The organism is Schaalia sp. JY-X159 (assembly GCF_014525425.1).
Classification (GTDB): domain Bacteria; phylum Actinomycetota; class Actinomycetes; order Actinomycetales; family Actinomycetaceae; genus Scrofimicrobium.
Genome location: NZ_JACEXI010000007.1, coordinates 126887 through 142686, shown reverse-complemented (window position 1 = coordinate 142686; position 15800 = coordinate 126887). Strand labels below are relative to the sequence as shown.

At 59.3% G+C, this 15800-nt stretch carries 12 protein-coding genes, 1 tRNA gene and 1 rRNA gene; 4 read left to right on the top strand and 10 right to left on the bottom strand.

Annotated features, from left to right (window positions below; translation table 11 throughout):
• Together IDL90_RS10915 and IDL90_RS10910 are read right to left on the bottom strand one after the other, a co-directional pair.
• Nucleotides 1–213 (bottom strand): 16S ribosomal RNA (locus IDL90_RS10915); the annotation flags it as partial.
• 476 nt (nt 214–689) lie between these two features.
• The gene (locus tag IDL90_RS10910) at nt 690–1142 is read right to left on the bottom strand and encodes an META domain-containing protein (RefSeq protein WP_187995418.1); all 453 of its coding nucleotides are present in this window, start codon (nt 1140–1142) and stop codon (nt 690–692) included.
• A 110-nt stretch (nt 1143–1252) separates the two neighbouring features.
• On the opposite strand from IDL90_RS10910, the gene IDL90_RS10905 reads away from it, so the two are divergent.
• Nucleotides 1253–1858 (top strand): methylated-DNA--[protein]-cysteine S-methyltransferase, encoded by a 606-nt coding sequence (locus IDL90_RS10905; protein WP_187995416.1) that lies wholly within the window; start codon nt 1253–1255, stop codon nt 1856–1858.
• 142 nt (nt 1859–2000) lie between these two features.
• On the opposite strand, the gene IDL90_RS10900 is transcribed toward IDL90_RS10905, so the two are convergent.
• The 4 genes from IDL90_RS10900 to glp all read right to left on the bottom strand — a co-directional run bounded on the left by IDL90_RS10900 (nt 2001) and on the right by glp (nt 5239).
• Nucleotides 2001–2073 (bottom strand) — tRNA-Ala (locus IDL90_RS10900).
• Nucleotides 2074–2157: 84 nt separating this feature from the next.
• The gene (locus IDL90_RS10895) at nt 2158–3216 is read right to left on the bottom strand and encodes a hypothetical protein (RefSeq protein WP_187995414.1); all 1059 of its coding nucleotides are present in this window, start codon (nt 3214–3216) and stop codon (nt 2158–2160) included.
• 94 nt (nt 3217–3310) lie between these two features.
• On the bottom strand, nt 3311–3883 hold the full coding sequence (locus IDL90_RS10890) for a GNAT family protein (RefSeq protein WP_316930325.1): 573 nt from the start codon (nt 3881–3883) through the stop codon (nt 3311–3313).
• Between the two features lie 126 nt (nt 3884–4009).
• Nucleotides 4010–5239, bottom strand: a complete 1230-nt coding sequence (gene glp / locus IDL90_RS10885) for a gephyrin-like molybdotransferase Glp (protein ID WP_187995412.1) — start codon at nt 5237–5239, stop codon at nt 4010–4012.
• A 68-nt stretch (nt 5240–5307) separates the two neighbouring features.
• Between glp and IDL90_RS10880 the strand changes: the two genes are divergently transcribed.
• Entirely contained in the window at nt 5308–5925 is a 618-nt protein-coding gene (locus IDL90_RS10880; protein ID WP_182141343.1) for a 5-formyltetrahydrofolate cyclo-ligase, read from the top strand.
• A 167-nt stretch (nt 5926–6092) separates the two neighbouring features.
• Nucleotides 6093–6728: an SAF domain-containing protein gene (locus IDL90_RS10875; RefSeq protein WP_187995410.1), complete on the top strand. Its 636-nt coding sequence runs from the start codon at nt 6093–6095 to the stop codon at nt 6726–6728.
• Nucleotides 6729–6828: 100 nt separating this feature from the next.
• On the opposite strand, the gene IDL90_RS10870 is transcribed toward IDL90_RS10875, so the two are convergent.
• Nucleotides 6829–7077, bottom strand: coding sequence for a hypothetical protein (locus IDL90_RS10870; protein ID WP_187995408.1), 249 nt, complete (start codon nt 7075–7077; stop codon nt 6829–6831).
• The gene (locus tag IDL90_RS10865; protein WP_187995406.1) at nt 7077–11396 is read right to left on the bottom strand and encodes a hypothetical protein; all 4320 of its coding nucleotides are present in this window, start codon (nt 11394–11396) and stop codon (nt 7077–7079) included. Before IDL90_RS10865 ends, IDL90_RS10870 begins: the two co-directional genes overlap by 1 nt.
• Before the next feature lie 148 nt (nt 11397–11544).
• Between IDL90_RS10865 and acs the strand changes: the two genes are divergently transcribed.
• Complete coding sequence (gene acs, locus IDL90_RS10860) at nt 11545–13443, top strand: acetate--CoA ligase (RefSeq protein ID WP_187995404.1); 1899 nt, start codon at nt 11545–11547, stop codon at nt 13441–13443.
• Here acs and IDL90_RS10855 read toward each other — a convergent pair.
• Nucleotides 13440–14687, bottom strand: coding sequence for a hypothetical protein (locus IDL90_RS10855; RefSeq protein WP_187995402.1), 1248 nt, complete (start codon nt 14685–14687; stop codon nt 13440–13442). The two genes, acs and IDL90_RS10855, sit on opposite strands and share 4 nt — an antisense overlap.
• A gap of 47 nt (nt 14688–14734) precedes the next feature.
• On the bottom strand, nt 14735–15796 hold the full coding sequence (locus tag IDL90_RS10850) for an ATP-binding protein (protein ID WP_187995400.1): 1062 nt from the start codon (nt 15794–15796) through the stop codon (nt 14735–14737).
• Between the last annotated feature and the right edge of the window lie 4 nt (nt 15797–15800).

Below are 15800 nucleotides of genomic sequence, written 5' to 3'. Positions count from 1 at the left end.
ACCTTTCCAACCAAAACCATGCGATTCCAGCAGAATAATCAGTATTAGACACCCTTTCAGGTGCTTATCCCAAAGAAGGGGGCAGGTTACTCACGTGTTACTCACCCGTTCGCCACTAACCACTCAGCGCAAGCACCAAGCAATCCGTTCGACTTGCATGTGTTAAGCACGCCGCCAGCGTTCGTCCTGAGCCAGGATCAAACTCTCCAACAAAAAAATGCCAGAAAAAAAACAACCAAAAAAGGCTGCAATCCCAACCAAAAAAACACCAACAAAAAAAATTTATTGAGTACACTCAAACAAACAAAAACACACTATCAAGTTCACAAACAACACCCCACATCATATGAAGGGGTTTGCTCCACTAACCTGTGGAAGTCCACCTTGAGGCCTTGGGCCCCCGGCTGCTTCCCGGCTGTTCACCAGAGCAACAAAATAGAACTTTACGCAGGTGCCCCCCAAACCGTCAAACGAATCTGCGGTGACCCCCGCCACACGGGTTAGAACACCCTCTGACCTGCATGTTTATCCATCATATATTTCGCGCTGACGATCCGTGTTCGGGCGTGTCCAAACCATGCTTGGTTAACCTTTGGGAGCGATGGCATCTGGTCCGATACAAAATTGCGATCGCCCCGGCAACCCTCCGATATGGAAGTTTGCCGGGGCGAACTCAAGACGCGCTGAGCCTAGCTACCTGCTGGCTTGAAATGCAGCTCGGTACCCTCTCCCGTAAGCGTCATTTCCTCAGCCGAGGCTGTCCCCGCGGTGACAGAGTCGAGAGCCTGCGTGTACGCAAACTCAAGTGTCATCGCATCCTCTTCACATGCCATCATGGTCTGCCCGATGGTTCCCATGTCCACACTGCCATCGGTGACAGTCATGGCTCCCATGATCGAGTTACAGCCGCTGCTGCCTGAGAACTGTCCGTCTGATTCAATCGTTAGCTCAATGGGGGTCGCCTCAGTTGGCTTGACCTCGCCTTCCGGCCCCTTCCCATCGACGAGAACCCAGGATCCCGCCGCGGACTCCTGTGTGATTGGGGCCCCTTCGGAACTCTGAGTTCCACCGGAGGAGGAGCATCCCGCTACCCCCATCGCAAGAAGTCCTACCACTGCAACAGCCGAAAAAATCTTCCTCATTAGCCCTCCTAGAGTTGAGGAATCACCTTCTGACAGTGACAGTATTCCCCTTCTGGGCAAAACGCGCATTGGGGGGTTCTAAATTGCGCCAATCCTGCAACAATTGAACCATGTCAAACCCTAGACGAGGCAAAGTAGCACTGGTATACCGTCACCTCACTTCTCCCGTCGGCCCTCTGCTCGCGGTGGCCAGCCGACGGGGCCTGGCTGCCCTGTCGTTCGAACCCGAAGCCACGCTTGAGCAGCTAGGACTAGCAACACCACGCACCGCTGCGCCCAGCGAAGCGAAACAGGCCCAAGTTGAGCATCCCGGGGTTGAAATCCTCGACCAGGTTGAAACTCAGCTATCAGAGTATTTTGCGGGCCAGCGCCGCAGTTTCGCCCTCGTACTTGATCTGCTGTCAACATTTGAAGTCGACGAGGGCGGGCCAGAGGTTCCTAACCCCTGGGTGTCGGCAAGCGGAAGTTTTCGACAAACAGTCCAAGTGGCACTCTCAGAAATTCCGTATGGGCAGACGGCCTCGTACGGTCAGGTGGCCGAACGTGTTGGACATCCGAGGGCGGCCCGAGCCGTGGGGTCGGCCTGCGCCACGAACCCACTGCCGATCATTCTGCCCTGCCACAGGGTCACCAAGGCCGACGGCTCGCTAGGAAATTACACGGGTGGGACCGAAATAAAGAGAGCCCTTCTCGACCTCGAACGTCCTCGTACCTGAGCGGACATTCCCGCCAGGGCCAAGAACCACAAAATGTATGCGTCGGGGCGGAATAATAGCTTGGGGTACGCACCCCCGGCTCACTTCTATTCCCCGCGTACACATTTCACGAACATGTCAAGGTTCGAGCGTTGTGCATTCGTGGAGCTACGGGGATTCGAACCCCGGACCTTCTCATTGCGAACGAGACGCGCTACCAACTGCGCCATAGCCCCTTATGCGGTAGAAAGCTTAGCATGGACAACGCGGGCTCTAACAACCGCTCAACCGTGAAGTTGACGATGTCCGCGACCGGCCCCCTACTGCGCGCGACGCTGGTCGAGGACGGCATCCAGGTCGAAGCGGAACGTCGGCCCTGTCACCTGCGCAGCTGCAACCGCAGCTGCTGCTACCTGGTCTGACTTGTGCAAAGGCCGCGCTGGCACGCCCGCGTCCCGACGTTCTTGAATCGGCACCAAGTCGGTGTCAGCGTGCACACGGCGCGTCAGCGCAGGCGCCTGACCGCTTCCCCGCACCGGGGGGAGGGAAACTACATTCCATTCCTTCGCAGGCCTCTGCGTCACGGCCGAGGGCGGTGCGGTGGGTTCACTGACGACCACAACATCGCTTTCTACGTCGTCGCGCGCGGCCTCATCCGAAGCGCCCACTGGTAGGGACTCCTCAATATCCTCCTTGGCCGACTCCGCCGCTTGACTCTGCGAGGAGGCTGTCCGTTCAGAGGGACGTGAGTTCCCACGCGTAGTGGCCCTCACCTGATCCTTGATTCTTGCGAGCTCGTCGACTTCATCCCTGCTCTGACTCTGCGCCCGGAAACTACCCGCGACAGAGCTACCCACCGTCGCAACTAGGAGAGTCACCGGCAGAATCAACCACAGCCAGGAGAGTGCTCCCACGGCTGCAACGACAGTGAAGACCAGTAGCAAGACAGATGAAGCCGCGGCCATCACCACCCGCCGCTTCACTGCCGCCTGTTCACGTGCCAGCCGGGCCACTCGACGAGCCCGCAACGCCGCCATCTGCCGAGTTGGGCTATCCGGTCTGCTAGCAGAAGTGACCTTTTTGGAGCCCTCGGGCCGATCAGCCGCGGGTAGACCTCGTTCTGGATTGTTCACCATGGGTGTTCCTTCGCTATGGCTCACTAAGACATTGGGAAGAAGGGGCCTGGTTGAGACATGCAGACCCTGGTGCATCCGCTCCTCAACTTGAGCCTGTTTGCAGGGGACCAACTCCACGCCGGGAGAGAACCGATCCCCCTCACGTGAAGTAACCACTGCCACACGACGCGCGATTGTTGCGGGCAGCGCGTAGAGGACGATCACGCACGCGATCACCGCAACGATAAAGCCAGCAAATTCCACGACTCCAACCTAGGTTGAATCCGCGGCATTTCCGGCGTGCCACTCCGCATGTTGCCCCCATTGACGTTTGGGATTCACGCCTTTCGGCCCCCCGTCAGTATTTGCCCCCTCGTCGGACCCTCTGTTCCACCAGGGAACCACCCGGCATCTGCTTCAGGTCTTCCTGATCAACTGCGAACCCGACATGGTCCGCCCACCGACCATTAATGTGCATGTAGCGTGGCTTGTACCCTTCTTCGCGGAGCTTGAGTTTCCGAGCCAGTCCCAGCGAAGGTTCGTTCTCAGGGCGAACATTGATCTCGATACGGTGCAGGTCGAGCTCACCCAAGACCAGATCGACTGTGCTTGCCACCGCGAGGGACGTGATCCCTTTCCCCGCGTGGGCCTCCGCTATCCAGTAGCCAAGTACACCCAGGTGCATCGCCCCACGCTCCACGGCTCCGACGGAGACGAGACCTGCTATCTCCCCGTCAATCACAACCATCATTGAGAGTGCTTCACCGCCCGCCTGCTTGCGGTCCATGAGCCGGGGGAACTCCTCCCAAGTCGGCACGGACGCACTACTGTCCGGGGGGACCGTTGCCTCCCATTCGCCCAGCCACCCCTTGTTTGCTCCTCTAACCCGCTCAATTTCCAAGTGTTCGCGACCCGCTGCTGGACGCAGCACGACGGAAGAGACACCGTGGTTTTCGTGCAGCAGGTCGTCCAGACACTCGCCCTCGTACCGAACTTCGAGATCACGGGCTGGTCGGCCCCACACCGATCGCCGCGAACGGAAAAACCCCGCCACGGCTCAGTCCAGGAGCATGCACGTCAGAAGTGTTCCCTCGGAAACACTTGTGGCTTCTTCCGGGACTACCGCAAGCGCGTTCGAGGACGCGAGCGCAGAAATCCACAGAGCCTTCGGATCGCCAAGGGCGTGCGCTTCGTATCCGGACGAAGGGGATCCCTGGATGCGAACGCGCAAGAACTCCCTGATGCCCGCGGGAGACTGTAAGGCAAACGTGGCACGAGCCTTCACAGATGAACGGTTCAGTGTCTTCCAGCCCTGCATCTTCCGAAGGGCTGGACGGACAAAAACCTCAAAGCACACCTGCGCTGCAACGGGATCGCCTGGGAGACAAAAGATAGGAGTTGCAGTGGCTTCATCGCCCTCAACGCTGACGGTGCCGACCCCCAGCATCGCTCCCGGCTGGCCGCTGACAGTGTCGAATCGTACAGTCCCGTGGGATCCCAACGTCTCCCTCACCGTATTACCTGAGCCGTGGGAAAGACCGCCGGTAGTGACAATCAAGTCGGCCCGCATCAGTTGGTCGTCGATCATTTGCCGCAGGGCAGCTCGGTCATCTCCAACCGCGACCGCATGGAAAGTCTCCGCACCCACCTCAGATGCTGAAGCAACTAGAGCTTGGCCGTTGATGTCGACAACACTTCCTTCACGGGGAGCTGAGCCGGGTTCAACCAGTTCGTCACCGACGGAGAGAATCACGACTCTCGGGCGTGGATGTACGAGGACGCGCGCGCGCCCAGCTGCCGCGATCGCCCCAATTTGCGGGGGTCCCAGCCTGGTCCTCTTCGGAACGACGACGCTACCCTGTTTGATGTCTTCACCCTGGAGACGGACGTTGTCACCCACATCCACGCCCACGTTGACTGACACCAGTGACTCTCCCTGGTCAGTGTCTGTGAGTGCCACAACTGCATCGGCTCCGATGGGAAGTGGCGCCCCCGACGCGATTCGCACTGCAGTGTTTGGTGCCAGACCACCGGCATGCGCCTGCCCGGCACGGATCTCCCCGGTCACGGGTAACTCGACGTGTGTGAGTGCGGTAGCCATAGTAACGTCGCCCGCGCGGAGTGCATATCCGTCCCTACTGGCGACGTTACTTGCCGGATAGTCTGCGACCGCCACAACGTCCTCGGCCAACACGCACCCAACTGCATCCAAGAGGAGAAGGTCCAGCGGAGCTTGCTGATCAGCGTTACTTAGACAATCCTGGTAGATGTCTGCAACCGAGCGCATGGGAACCAACTTTCTTCCAAGACGGCTGTTTGCTCTAGCTTAAGCCACACTCCATTTAGCATGGAGACATGAGTGTGGCAGAGCGGAAGCAGATCTGGCGACGGGCATACCTCGCATCGCGGGCGGCAAGGCGCATTGCCCATTCCCGACTGCCCCTAACACTTCAGGACATTCGCCAAATTATCCAAGCAATCCCCAGGTCAGCAACGATCGCTGGCTACCTGCCTCTCTCATCTGAAGTTGATGTTTTGCCACTACTGCGGGAATGGGTCGAGGGCGGTGGCGCTGCTCTGGTTCCGACACCGGCAGCACTGGCCAGTGGCGGGCGCAGTTCACCGCAGTGGCAGCACCTGAGCTGTCAAGATGGCGGAGGCGGATGTGAGGAGCAGGCCCCTGAGCGCGCAAGTGGCACCGGGGATGAACCCCCACTGGGCGTCCTTTCGGAGGCGGCTCTAATATTGATTCCGGGCCTTATCTTCGGTCGTGACGGACGCCGCCTAGGAAGAGGTGCGGGGTGGTATGACCGCGCTCTTTCCCAGGCAACACAGGGAGCCATTTTGGTCGGTGTCTGCCATGCCGGAGAGCTCGTTGAAGCAATGCGCGTTCCTATTGAGGAGCACGATAGGCTGATGGATTTCGTCCTAACGCCGACTGAGCTGGTCATTTGTCGCCGCCCAAACCTGTAGAGATCCTTGGCGTTTGCTCAACTTCCCGGAGCGTCCTCGACGGCTGCATAGTATCCCGGAGAGCAGCCAACGACTACCTGGGTTTCCACAGTGCAGCACTGGCGGCGATTTCCCCAGATCTTGTTCTCCGCTACAAAATGTTGGTGGGGATTTGGCACCGTTGACATATGGCACCCTCACTCACATCAAGCAGACGTCTCATCCCGCGACGCAAACTGGTCACGGCGCGGCATCTGCTGCTCCTCTTGGCCGCACTATCCATCGTCGTCTTTGCCGTATTTGCTCTGCGGCCACCAACCGAAGGCACCGCAGTTGTCGTCTCCAAGGCTGATTTGGCGGCGAATGAACCAATAGTTCGATCACAGCTCAGGGTCCTGACACTTCCAGGTGAGGCAGTCCCCGTCGGAGCCGTAGGGGATGTCGCCGCCGCCCTTGATCAAAGGCCACCTCAGTTCGTCCCGGCCGGAACCGTCCTCACGCAATCCCTACTGGGCATTGGCGACACCACGGCCAGGATCCCGCCCGGCTATGCGACAACCGTTCTGTCGTTGGATCCGGGTTCTGTCTTCATGGAGGCTGGTGACGTAGTGGAGGTATGGGGGACGGTGATGGATTGCGGCGTAGACCCGTGCCCAATTACTCGGTTAGCCGACGACGTGACTGTTCTTAGCATCTCTGAGCCACCCTCAAACTCCTTCTCTGGAGAGAACCCAACACTGGTTACTCTAAGCCTCAAAGCAAGCGATGTTGGACCTGTACTTCAGTCAGCAGCCAGCGGGAGCATACATTTCGTGCTGGGGTGACGTCCCGTCGCCCGCCCAAGTATCCGCTCGCGGGCTGCCAGACTGTTTGGAGTCGGTGGGCTGGGGCGGAGCCGGCGCACGGGACCGTGGCGTGGGCCTGCTACCAGTGAGGGGGAACGTTATCCCTCAGCCACCGATCTTCTGGAGATTCTCCCTCTGGAACCGCCTCATCACGCGCATCGATCATGTCTGAGCGTAGGGGGCTGACTGAGTCCTCCCCAACAATGACGGCATCTTCGACTCCCCCATTGTCAACTCTCGTCACATAGACAGCTCGTCGGACGCGCGCTTTGGTAGGCGTTCCTTCGTCCTCGCCTTGCTTCGCATCTTCACCCGCCACAGACATCATCACTGTCCAGAGGTACGCCGTATGACGTTGAGCAGGATCGCATGGGACTGGGAGCCCCTGCGCCTCAGGCCGATTGCCTCCCTCATCCCCTCAACCAACTCGCCCTCGTCCGCGTCCGCACTAGTTGCTCGAAGCCACGCTGCGACATCGTCAAGTTGGTCGTCACTGTAAGCAGAGAGGGGAAGTCCCTTGGTGATGTTGGGCGGGCTGAGGGTAATAGCGCCGTCCGGGACCGGGGAATCAACGTCGCCCGTTGCAACCGTCTCAAAAAGCGGTTCCGGGTCACCTTCCGGTGCACCCTTCGGCTCTGCTTGTACTTCTGGCGCCTCCAGCTGCAGGGCGTCTTCGGACTCACCCTGTGGCTCCGGGTCGCCTTCAGGCTCAAGGTGTGGCTCTGACTCACCTTCAGTCTGATCGTGAGGCGCGGGCTCGCCCTCCACGGCGATGTCTCCACTTAAGACGCCTTCAGGGGACGTCTCTGCCTGATTCTTCGATGCGCGCAGCTCCACGCCTTCGAGGGCGAGCGTCGCCGCGGACGCCGGCGTCACCGGCTTACCAATCCGAACGTAATAGTCATCGACGGCGTCTAGGACCAGCTCCACAACATGCTGAGCTTCCCTTGTCGGATCAATGAAAACCGACATTGACAGCTCCGTGCGAACCTTCCATCCCTGCCTTTCAAGCAGCTCTGGCCAGTACCTATCGCGAACACGAAGCGATGGCTCACTCCGGTACGACGGGTCATCTGTGAGCACTGCAACCAGCCACTCCCCCGGCACCTCTGGGTGTCCAACGGCAAGCGGAATCCGGTTCGTACCACCACCGAGATTCGCCGCAACTGGAAGTCCCAGACGGTGGAGGCGGTCAGCCAAGTCAACCAACAGGTCATCCGGAACATGTTCCCCTGAGTCAACCTCAGCGGCCGCTTCGTCACGTCCCTCAGCTACCTCCAGCAAGTCAACCAGGGCCAATGCACCGCCGTGACGGAGCCGAGACCTGTCAATCTCTTGCGATTCCAAAGACGTAATGACTGTGAGATTCCCACCGCTTCCCTGCGCGATGGCTTCGATCACGTCCATGCCCTCCGGAGTGGAAAGCACCCCAAAATCATGGATGACTCGCCCGTGTGGGGTCTTCGCAAAGCCCACTGAAAGTACCGTGTGATCAGGGCACAGCGCCGGCAGTTCGTGTGGCAGGACGATTAGCTTCTCCGGTTTGACGCTGAGCGCCTGCGGTTTCTCCGCCAATGCTCTGCGCAGTGAGACGCGGATGCGATCGGCATGCCTGTCGTTGAAGGCGACTACAGCAACGCTGGTCTCAGGTTCATCGATGAGGGATCTAATCAGGTAGTTCGCTGCGGCTTCCGCCTCACCCAAGGAGGACTCTATCGCCACCGTTGTCGGAGCTGGCATACCGGAGGCATCAACTTTTATGTGCTCTATATCCGCGGGCGGTCGCGGCGTGGGCACTGCGGTGATACTGGTGTCTGGCTTGTACTTGCGAACCAGGTCGGCAAAATGTCCGTTGACAGTAATGGGTTTACCTGGCAACTCCAACACGGTGAGGAACTCTGTTAGGCGAGTGACCCAGCTGCCATCTTCGATAGCGTCGCCCCGTGCGAATACCACGGCGTCGTCTGCCCGAGCCAACACCGGGGCGGTCTCCGCCAGAGAGAGGCTCGATGCTCCCACAACCAACACAACATCGACACTGTGACGTCGGCGGGTCAGAAGTGGAACCATAGAAGGTCCAGCACACACGATAGGGAGCAGATCCCAGGCAAGCGAGTACTGGTTGAAGAGGTTGGCTCCGGCAGCTCCCCCCGCAAGGGACGCCACCAGCTCTGTGTATTGCTCCGGATACAGTGCGAGGGCGTCACGGCGCCGTGCCTTAACCCTCTCAACCACCGACAGCCCCAAACTTGCCACTTGGGCCTCGTCAAGGACCCGCACATCGCTGACCAACCCCTGTAGCAGGTCGGGATCGAAGCCACCAAGCCTAGGTTCGGCTGCGAGCATGAGGCCCAAGACCGATGCCCACCAGGCCAGATCAAGCTCGAGACCTATCAGGTCTCCGTCGATACGCCTACGACGAAGGTCGTCGACCAGTTCACCCAACCCAAGGTCCTGCAGCTCGCCTAGAACCCTGAGTCTCTGCGGTACTAAACGTGCACCGTTAGCATCGTCTGCCAAGGCCTCGAGTGTCGGACACAGTTCATCCAGCGCCATCGACCCCAGGTCACCAAACGTCTGCTCTAGGTATGGGGCACACACCGCAAGTAAATCTTCCGTTGCCGCCAGAGTCTCTGCGCAGCTCTCTAGGCCCTCGGGGATGGTGGGCCATGGCTCATCATCCAGAGATGCGGATAGCCACTGGTGGCGGCACTCCTGAACTTCAATCAGGGCCTGATTTAAGTCAGCAATGTGAACACCGGGACGCACCAGGTCGCGTGCCTGCTTGACGAGAAGCCGCCTCTTGGACCCTTTCAGCGTTATTCCCTTTTGTTTCCTCCACTCGGGCGTCGCCGTCGCGATGACGAGGTCGGCTGGAGATCTTTCGAAGGCTTCCGGGCGGAATGTGTCGAGAATCGTGCGTGCTCGCGCGATGAGCTCCAGCTGCATTTTCCAGCCATCCAAAGTGGTGGCAGTTCTGAGACCCGTTTGTCCCGCAACTCTCGCCATCTGCACTCGCAGTGCAGGTAGCGCTTCTCGCGCCAGAGTCTCAGTCGCGTCAACAACACTGTCAACCTGGGCCGCATCTTCCAATGGGATGTCATCCCAACCACTGGCCTCGCCAAGGTCGCTAAAGAGCCCCTGCCGGGAGGCATCCTCGAGGAGATCGCGGGCATGCGCAGCACCGTCCTCGGACAGAAGTCCAAGGGTCTCACTAGAGAGCCTGACACGCGTAGTCGGCCCATCGGGGTCGGACGTCAACTCAGTCAAAACCTGCAGCGCATCAAAAGGCGTCACGCCCCACTCTTCAAACTCGGCGTGCAACTGCTCTTCATAGGCAGTAAGTGCAGCGCGAGCACGCCGCAACCCCACCCGCATGGACTCTGTTTCCGCCTCATTCAGCCCCGGCGCAACATCACGCATCGCGGTATCAAGAAGCGTCGTGACGCCCTCGTCAAAACGATCCGGAAAGAAATTTGCCACAACCGATTCGATCCGCATCTCTTCAAAACGTGCGGCAAGAGCACCATAGGCGTCCTGATCATTTGCAACAACAAGAACCGATTTCCCATCACCAGCAAGAGCCGCGGCAGCGGAAACCGCACCCGCGATGAGGTCCGAGTCGTTCTCTGCCACCACCACATAGGATCCTCCGCCCGCAATCTGTTCGATTACGTCTTGGACCTGAGGGGATTGGTCCCCAACTCCAACCTCCTTCCAGGGGTCACGGTCGGCGGGATTTGCGGGTTGCGGCTGAGTAGCCGCCTCGATCTGAGCGGTGCGGTCGCCATTGAGAGCCACCAACAGAGGGGACTGCTCAAGAAACTCCACATCCGCCAGGTCTCTAAAAAGTGCCGCTGTGGGATGCGTGAGGATCGCCAGGGACATTTCGTCCCTGAGTCTAAAACTCTCGATGTTGCGCCCAACTTCGGCAATTTTGTCGAGGGCGCTAGCCGGCGAAAAACCCCCGGGCCCATGCAGCGCCTCAAACAGGAGGTCTCTGTCTATGTCAACCCCGGCTGCGGCTGCCTCACGCAGCAACCTGGACGAAACCTCAACTCCTGGCATTAGCTGCAGGGTCGCAGATCCGTCCTCGTCGCTGCCAACTACAACCTGCCTCATGAATACGGGGACGTGCGATGCCGGGCGCTGCCCACCCCAGGAAGCGCTGCCCACCACCAAGTGCATGACGATACCACCGTGGCGGGTCGCCATCGCTTCAGCAAACGCGCCCAGGCTGTTGACCTTTTCGGTTATATCCGCAAGCGCGGTGGGCTCGCGGACCAAACTGGATAGCCGCGTTGGCGTATCTGCATAGAGCGCCGCAAGACCTCCTGGGTGAAGACTCTTCAAAGGCACGGCCAGACTTGCGGCCGTAGCAGCATCCTGACGCGCGGAAGCGGCCAGTTGTGTGCGCAGAGCGGTCGCCATATCAAGAAGACTGGAGGAATCGCTAGTATCCTCTACTGGTTGCGAAACAGACGCATCCTCTTCTTCATCCCCACCTTGTTCATCCTCACCTCGCGGACTTGCAGCGGGAACTTCATCAGCATGAGGGGGCTCTTCGGGAACGCCCTCGGCCTCAATCTGGGCACCATTGGGCGCCGCACGTCGGGAGCTCTTACGCGAAAAAAATGAACGGGCCACAAAGCAACACTAGCGACTGTGCGCCTGCTCGCGCGATCGGCGTGCCGTACAGGGGGTCATTCTGGGACTCTCTTCCCCCGATCACCCAACATCGTGCACTATAGCGACAAGACCACTCAGAGTTGAGCACAGAGAGAAGGATCTTGAGATGACTGCAACCGGCGATTCCTCCCAGGATATCTACCCGCCCATCCCTGCCATTGTGGATGAAGCGTGGGTGAAGGACTGGCGCGCAGTTGAAGCATCCGCGGGCCGCGACCCAATTGATTACTGGGACGGGCGCGCTAAGGAGCTCACCTGGTCCCAGCCTTGGACCCAAGTGCTAGACGACAGTGAGGCACCCTTCTTCAAGTGGTTCGTGGGCGGACAAACCAACATCGTCACCAATGCGATTGACCGCCACCTCGATGGTCCACGTAAGAACAAGCTAGCACTGCTGTGGCAGTCCGAGGACGGGAAGGAAACCCGCACCTTCTCATATTTCTCGCTCAACCGCGCTGTCACTCAGATGGCTAACGTCCTCAAGGCCCTCGGTGTCCACAAGGGCGACCGGGTCACCATCTACTTGCCTCGCATCCCCGAAGTCTTTTTTGCGATGCTCGCATGTGCGAAGATCGGTGCCGTTCACTCGGTGATTTTCGCGGGCTTCTCTGCTGACGCACTCACTGCCCGCATAGATGATTCAGAGTCGAAAGTTGTGATCACGGCCGACGGTTCGTGGATCAACGGTTCGGTGTTTCCTCTCAAGAGCATTGTCGATGAGGCCGTGCGGTTCTCCCCCACAGTGGAGAACGTCCTCGTCATCAAACGGACGGGTTCAGAGGTCGAAATGGACCCACTGCGGGACCACTGGTATCACGACCTCACAGCTCTACCGATCGCGCGGGGAGCCTGTGAAACAGTGCAGGTGGACACCGAACACTCACTGTTTATCCTCTACACTTCCGGATCAACCGGGAAGCCGAAAGCGGTCCTCCACACCCACGGCGGCTACATGGTCGGCACCTATGCCACCCTGCACGACACTTTTGACATCCACGACGGGGACCGCTTCTGGTGTACGGCGGATGCCGGGTGGATTACCGGCCATTCCTACGTTGTCTACGGTCCCCTCCTCAACGGGGCGACCTCGTTCATGTTCGAGGGCGGACCATCGTATCCCCACCCCGACCGCTGGTGGTCACTGATCGAACACTATGGGATCACCACGTTCTACACGGCACCGACCGCCATCCGCTCCCTGATGCGTTTCGGGGATGCCTGGGTGAACCGCCACGACCTTTCAAGTCTGCGCATTCTGGGGACTGTCGGGGAGCCGATCAACCCCGAGGCCTGGCTGTGGTTCTACGATGTGGTCGGGCAGGGGCGCTGTCCCATCATGGACACCTGGTGGCAGACAGAGACGGGGATGTTCCAGATTGCTGGGGTTCCGGCGATGCCGCAGAAGCCGGGTTCAGCGGGGCGCCCCGTCTTCGGCCAGGAGGCGCAGATTGTGGACGAGGTCGGAAATCCCGTCGAAGATGGGGTCGAGGGTTTCCTCACTCTGCTCAACCCGTGGCCAGCCATGATGCGCACCCTCTACGGGGATGACCAACGCTATGTTGACGCATACTGGAGCGTCTACCCCGGGAAATACGCAACCGGGGACTCTGCCCGACGGGATGAGGACGGCTACTACTGGGTGATTGGACGAACCGACGACATTATCAAGGTGTCGGGGCATCGCCTTGGCACGGCCGAGGTCGAGTCGGCCATCACCTCACACTCTGCCGTAGCAGAGGCAGCGGCCATCGGCCTCCCCCATGAGATCAAAGGCAACGCAATCCACGTCTACGTTGTCCTCAACCCCGGTCGAGCGGAGGGTCGCGAAATGACGGAAGATCTGCGCTCCCATGTCGCCAAACACCTCTCACCTATCGCCAAGCCGGACGAAATTTCTTATGTCGATTCCTTACCGAAAACTCGATCTGGGAAGATAATGCGTCGAGTGTTGCGCGCCCGCGCCCTCGGCCAAGACGAGGGCGACCTGTCAACGCTTGAAGGCTAAGACATGTCGATTCCGCGCCGTGGTGGCAGGCTAAGCAGTTCCATCTCGCGTTTGCGGATACCGATTGTCAGTGTGAATGCCGCAACAAGTATGGCAGCGACCCAGGTGAGGACGAAGAACACGTGGTGGTCGACCACCTGGTTCCATCCGTGTTGGTCGAGACCCGCAACAACGTGGGCCCAACCATCCTGAGTGTCCAGACCCTGGGTGAGTGCCGTGGTGAACGGATCTTCACCACTCTTACCCGGCACCATGGTCTTTGAGTACTCAGTCGAGAGCGCCTTGGAAAGAGCACCGGGGGTGAGCCCCGCCAGTCCAAGCAGGGAGCTGGTGACTGCAAACATCAACGGCGGCAGGACAGACCTGATGTAGAGGTTCTTCTCTCGCGCTGAAATGCTCACAACTGAGACAACCTCGCCAATCAAGAACCCGTACACGGCCCCGGCCGTGGAGATATCCAAGAGGAGTGACGGGGACACCGTGTCAAGTAGGGCCATACCCAAGAGATGGAACTCCCCGGTTGACAGAGGAACGACCACAAGCGGGATCAACGCGCCCACAAATACACCTGCAGCAGCTCCGAACCCAGCCCAAGTGCCAAGGCTGATCGCGACTCTTGGAAGCGTGATGCCACCACCGTTTCCCCGCAATACCTGCATTAGGGAAGTCGCAGCGATAGTGAGGACGTATGCGGCCGTCCAACATGTTGCGATCAGGAGGGTATAGAACCCTACTGCGTGCGACAGAAAGTCGGATGTTTGATTACCGCGGACATTCATCAGAATCGATGCCGCCAACACCAGGGCGATGCCAGGCACAATGACGAGGACGGCACCCACGTTGACAATCTGGTTGATGTGCGACGCGTCCGACCGGTCAGTCGCACGCAAGTCTTTAGTATCAAGGGACTCCCAGTCGGGTAGGGCCACTCTTCCCGCAAATTTGAGGTGCACTGCGACAAGCCCCAGCCCGTCCCCAGAGCTCCGGTTGAGGACGAAAAGTGCAATCCAGAAGATCAGGCCAAGCAGAAGCAGTGCACCTGCAACCCAAACCATTGGCACCGGAACGTACGGGTCACTCCTGAGAGTTATCAGAACAAAGACACCCGCAATAATGAATGCTACGGTGCCAAGAACCGCCCAGGTACGGCGCTTGACCCTGACTTTTTCACGCAACGACACAGAGCCGCAGAGCAGGCTTAGCCCAAGCGCGATGGCAGAGAGGCTAAGGAGAATACTGTTCATGCCTTCACCCTAAACGGTTGGGTACTCCGGCGGTGCCCCACCGTTTTCTATGAGGCTGGAAACTCTGCGCGTGCAATCATCCCGCCACCGTGGCGAGGCGCCAGGCGCAGCACACCGAGATGTGCTCGGGTTATCTTCTCGACGATCGAGAGCCCGAGCCCATTTCCTGGCTGATCGTCAAGTCGTGTCCGACCCGCAGCTTTCAAGAATGGCTCCGTGAGTCTTGAGAGCTTGACCGCAGCCATCTCAGCCCCTGTGTTCTCAATGACCACGATCGCTCGAGTTCGCTCCCGCAAGGTGCTCACTCGAACCTGGCCCCCCTGCGGCAGGTTGTGCACGATCGCGTTGTGGACGAGGTTCGTGATCATCTGAAGGAGCAGAGGCGACGAGCCCAACACATCGACAGATGACCCGTCGATTGTCAGGACCACACCGTGCTGCTCGGCAAGCGGGAGCAGCGTCTCAACTGCCTCATCGGCAAGGAGTGATAAGTCGACGATCTCCGGCTCGGCAATGGTATTCCCGGCACGGCTTAGCAGCAGGAGTGCCTCCGTGAGAGCGATGGCACGATCGTTCGTGTCTTTCAGACGCGCCAGGTCGGCAACAGGGTCTCGTCCTGGATCCTTTTGTGCCACATCGATGATGGTGCGTGTGATCGCGAGCGGCGTACGTAGCTCATGTGAAGCGTTCGCCGCAAAACGCTGCTGCTCGGAGACGTGCAGCTCGAGCTTCGCAAGCATCCCATCGAAGGCATCCGCCAGTTCGCCAAACTCGTCCTTCCGGTCATCCATTTGGATCCGGTGAGAGAGGACACCCGTACCGGCGACGCGTGTCGCCTCTGTGATTCGTGTAAGCGGTGACAACATCCTGCCTGCGAGCAACCACCCGCCCAGGACTCCTCCGACCAGAAGTGCGATGAGAGCGATGAGGGTCGGTGGGAGGAAGGCTCTCAGCAGGTCAGAACGATTGGGAACAAAGGTCGAGGTGGTGGCGATTGCCGTATTGGGAACGTATCGCAGCAGGAATACCCAGACGACGGCGAGGAGGAGCGTGCCCGCTGCCATAAGGAATGCCGCGTAACTCAGCGCAAGCTTCCAACGCACACTCATGCCT

Coding starts and splice junctions, on each gene's coding strand:
- IDL90_RS10880 (WP_182141343.1), top strand. CDS start 5,308: ATGAGTGTGGCAGAGCGGAAGCAGATCTGGCGACGGGCATACCTCGCA.
- IDL90_RS10855 (WP_187995402.1), bottom strand. CDS start 14,687: ATGAACAGTATTCTCCTTAGCCTCTCTGCCATCGCGCTTGGGCTAAGC.
- IDL90_RS10910 (WP_187995418.1), bottom strand. CDS start 1,142: ATGAGGAAGATTTTTTCGGCTGTTGCAGTGGTAGGACTTCTTGCGATG.
- IDL90_RS10875 (WP_187995410.1), top strand. CDS start 6,093: ATGGCACCCTCACTCACATCAAGCAGACGTCTCATCCCGCGACGCAAA.
- IDL90_RS10870 (WP_187995408.1), bottom strand. CDS start 7,077: ATGATGTCTGTGGCGGGTGAAGATGCGAAGCAAGGCGAGGACGAAGGA.
- IDL90_RS10850 (WP_187995400.1), bottom strand. CDS start 15,796: ATGAGTGTGCGTTGGAAGCTTGCGCTGAGTTACGCGGCATTCCTTATG.
- acs (WP_187995404.1), top strand. CDS start 11,545: ATGACTGCAACCGGCGATTCCTCCCAGGATATCTACCCGCCCATCCCT.
- glp (WP_187995412.1), bottom strand. CDS start 5,239: ATGCGCTCGGTTGCAGACATCTACCAGGATTGTCTAAGTAACGCTGAT.
- IDL90_RS10905 (WP_187995416.1), top strand. CDS start 1,253: ATGTCAAACCCTAGACGAGGCAAAGTAGCACTGGTATACCGTCACCTC.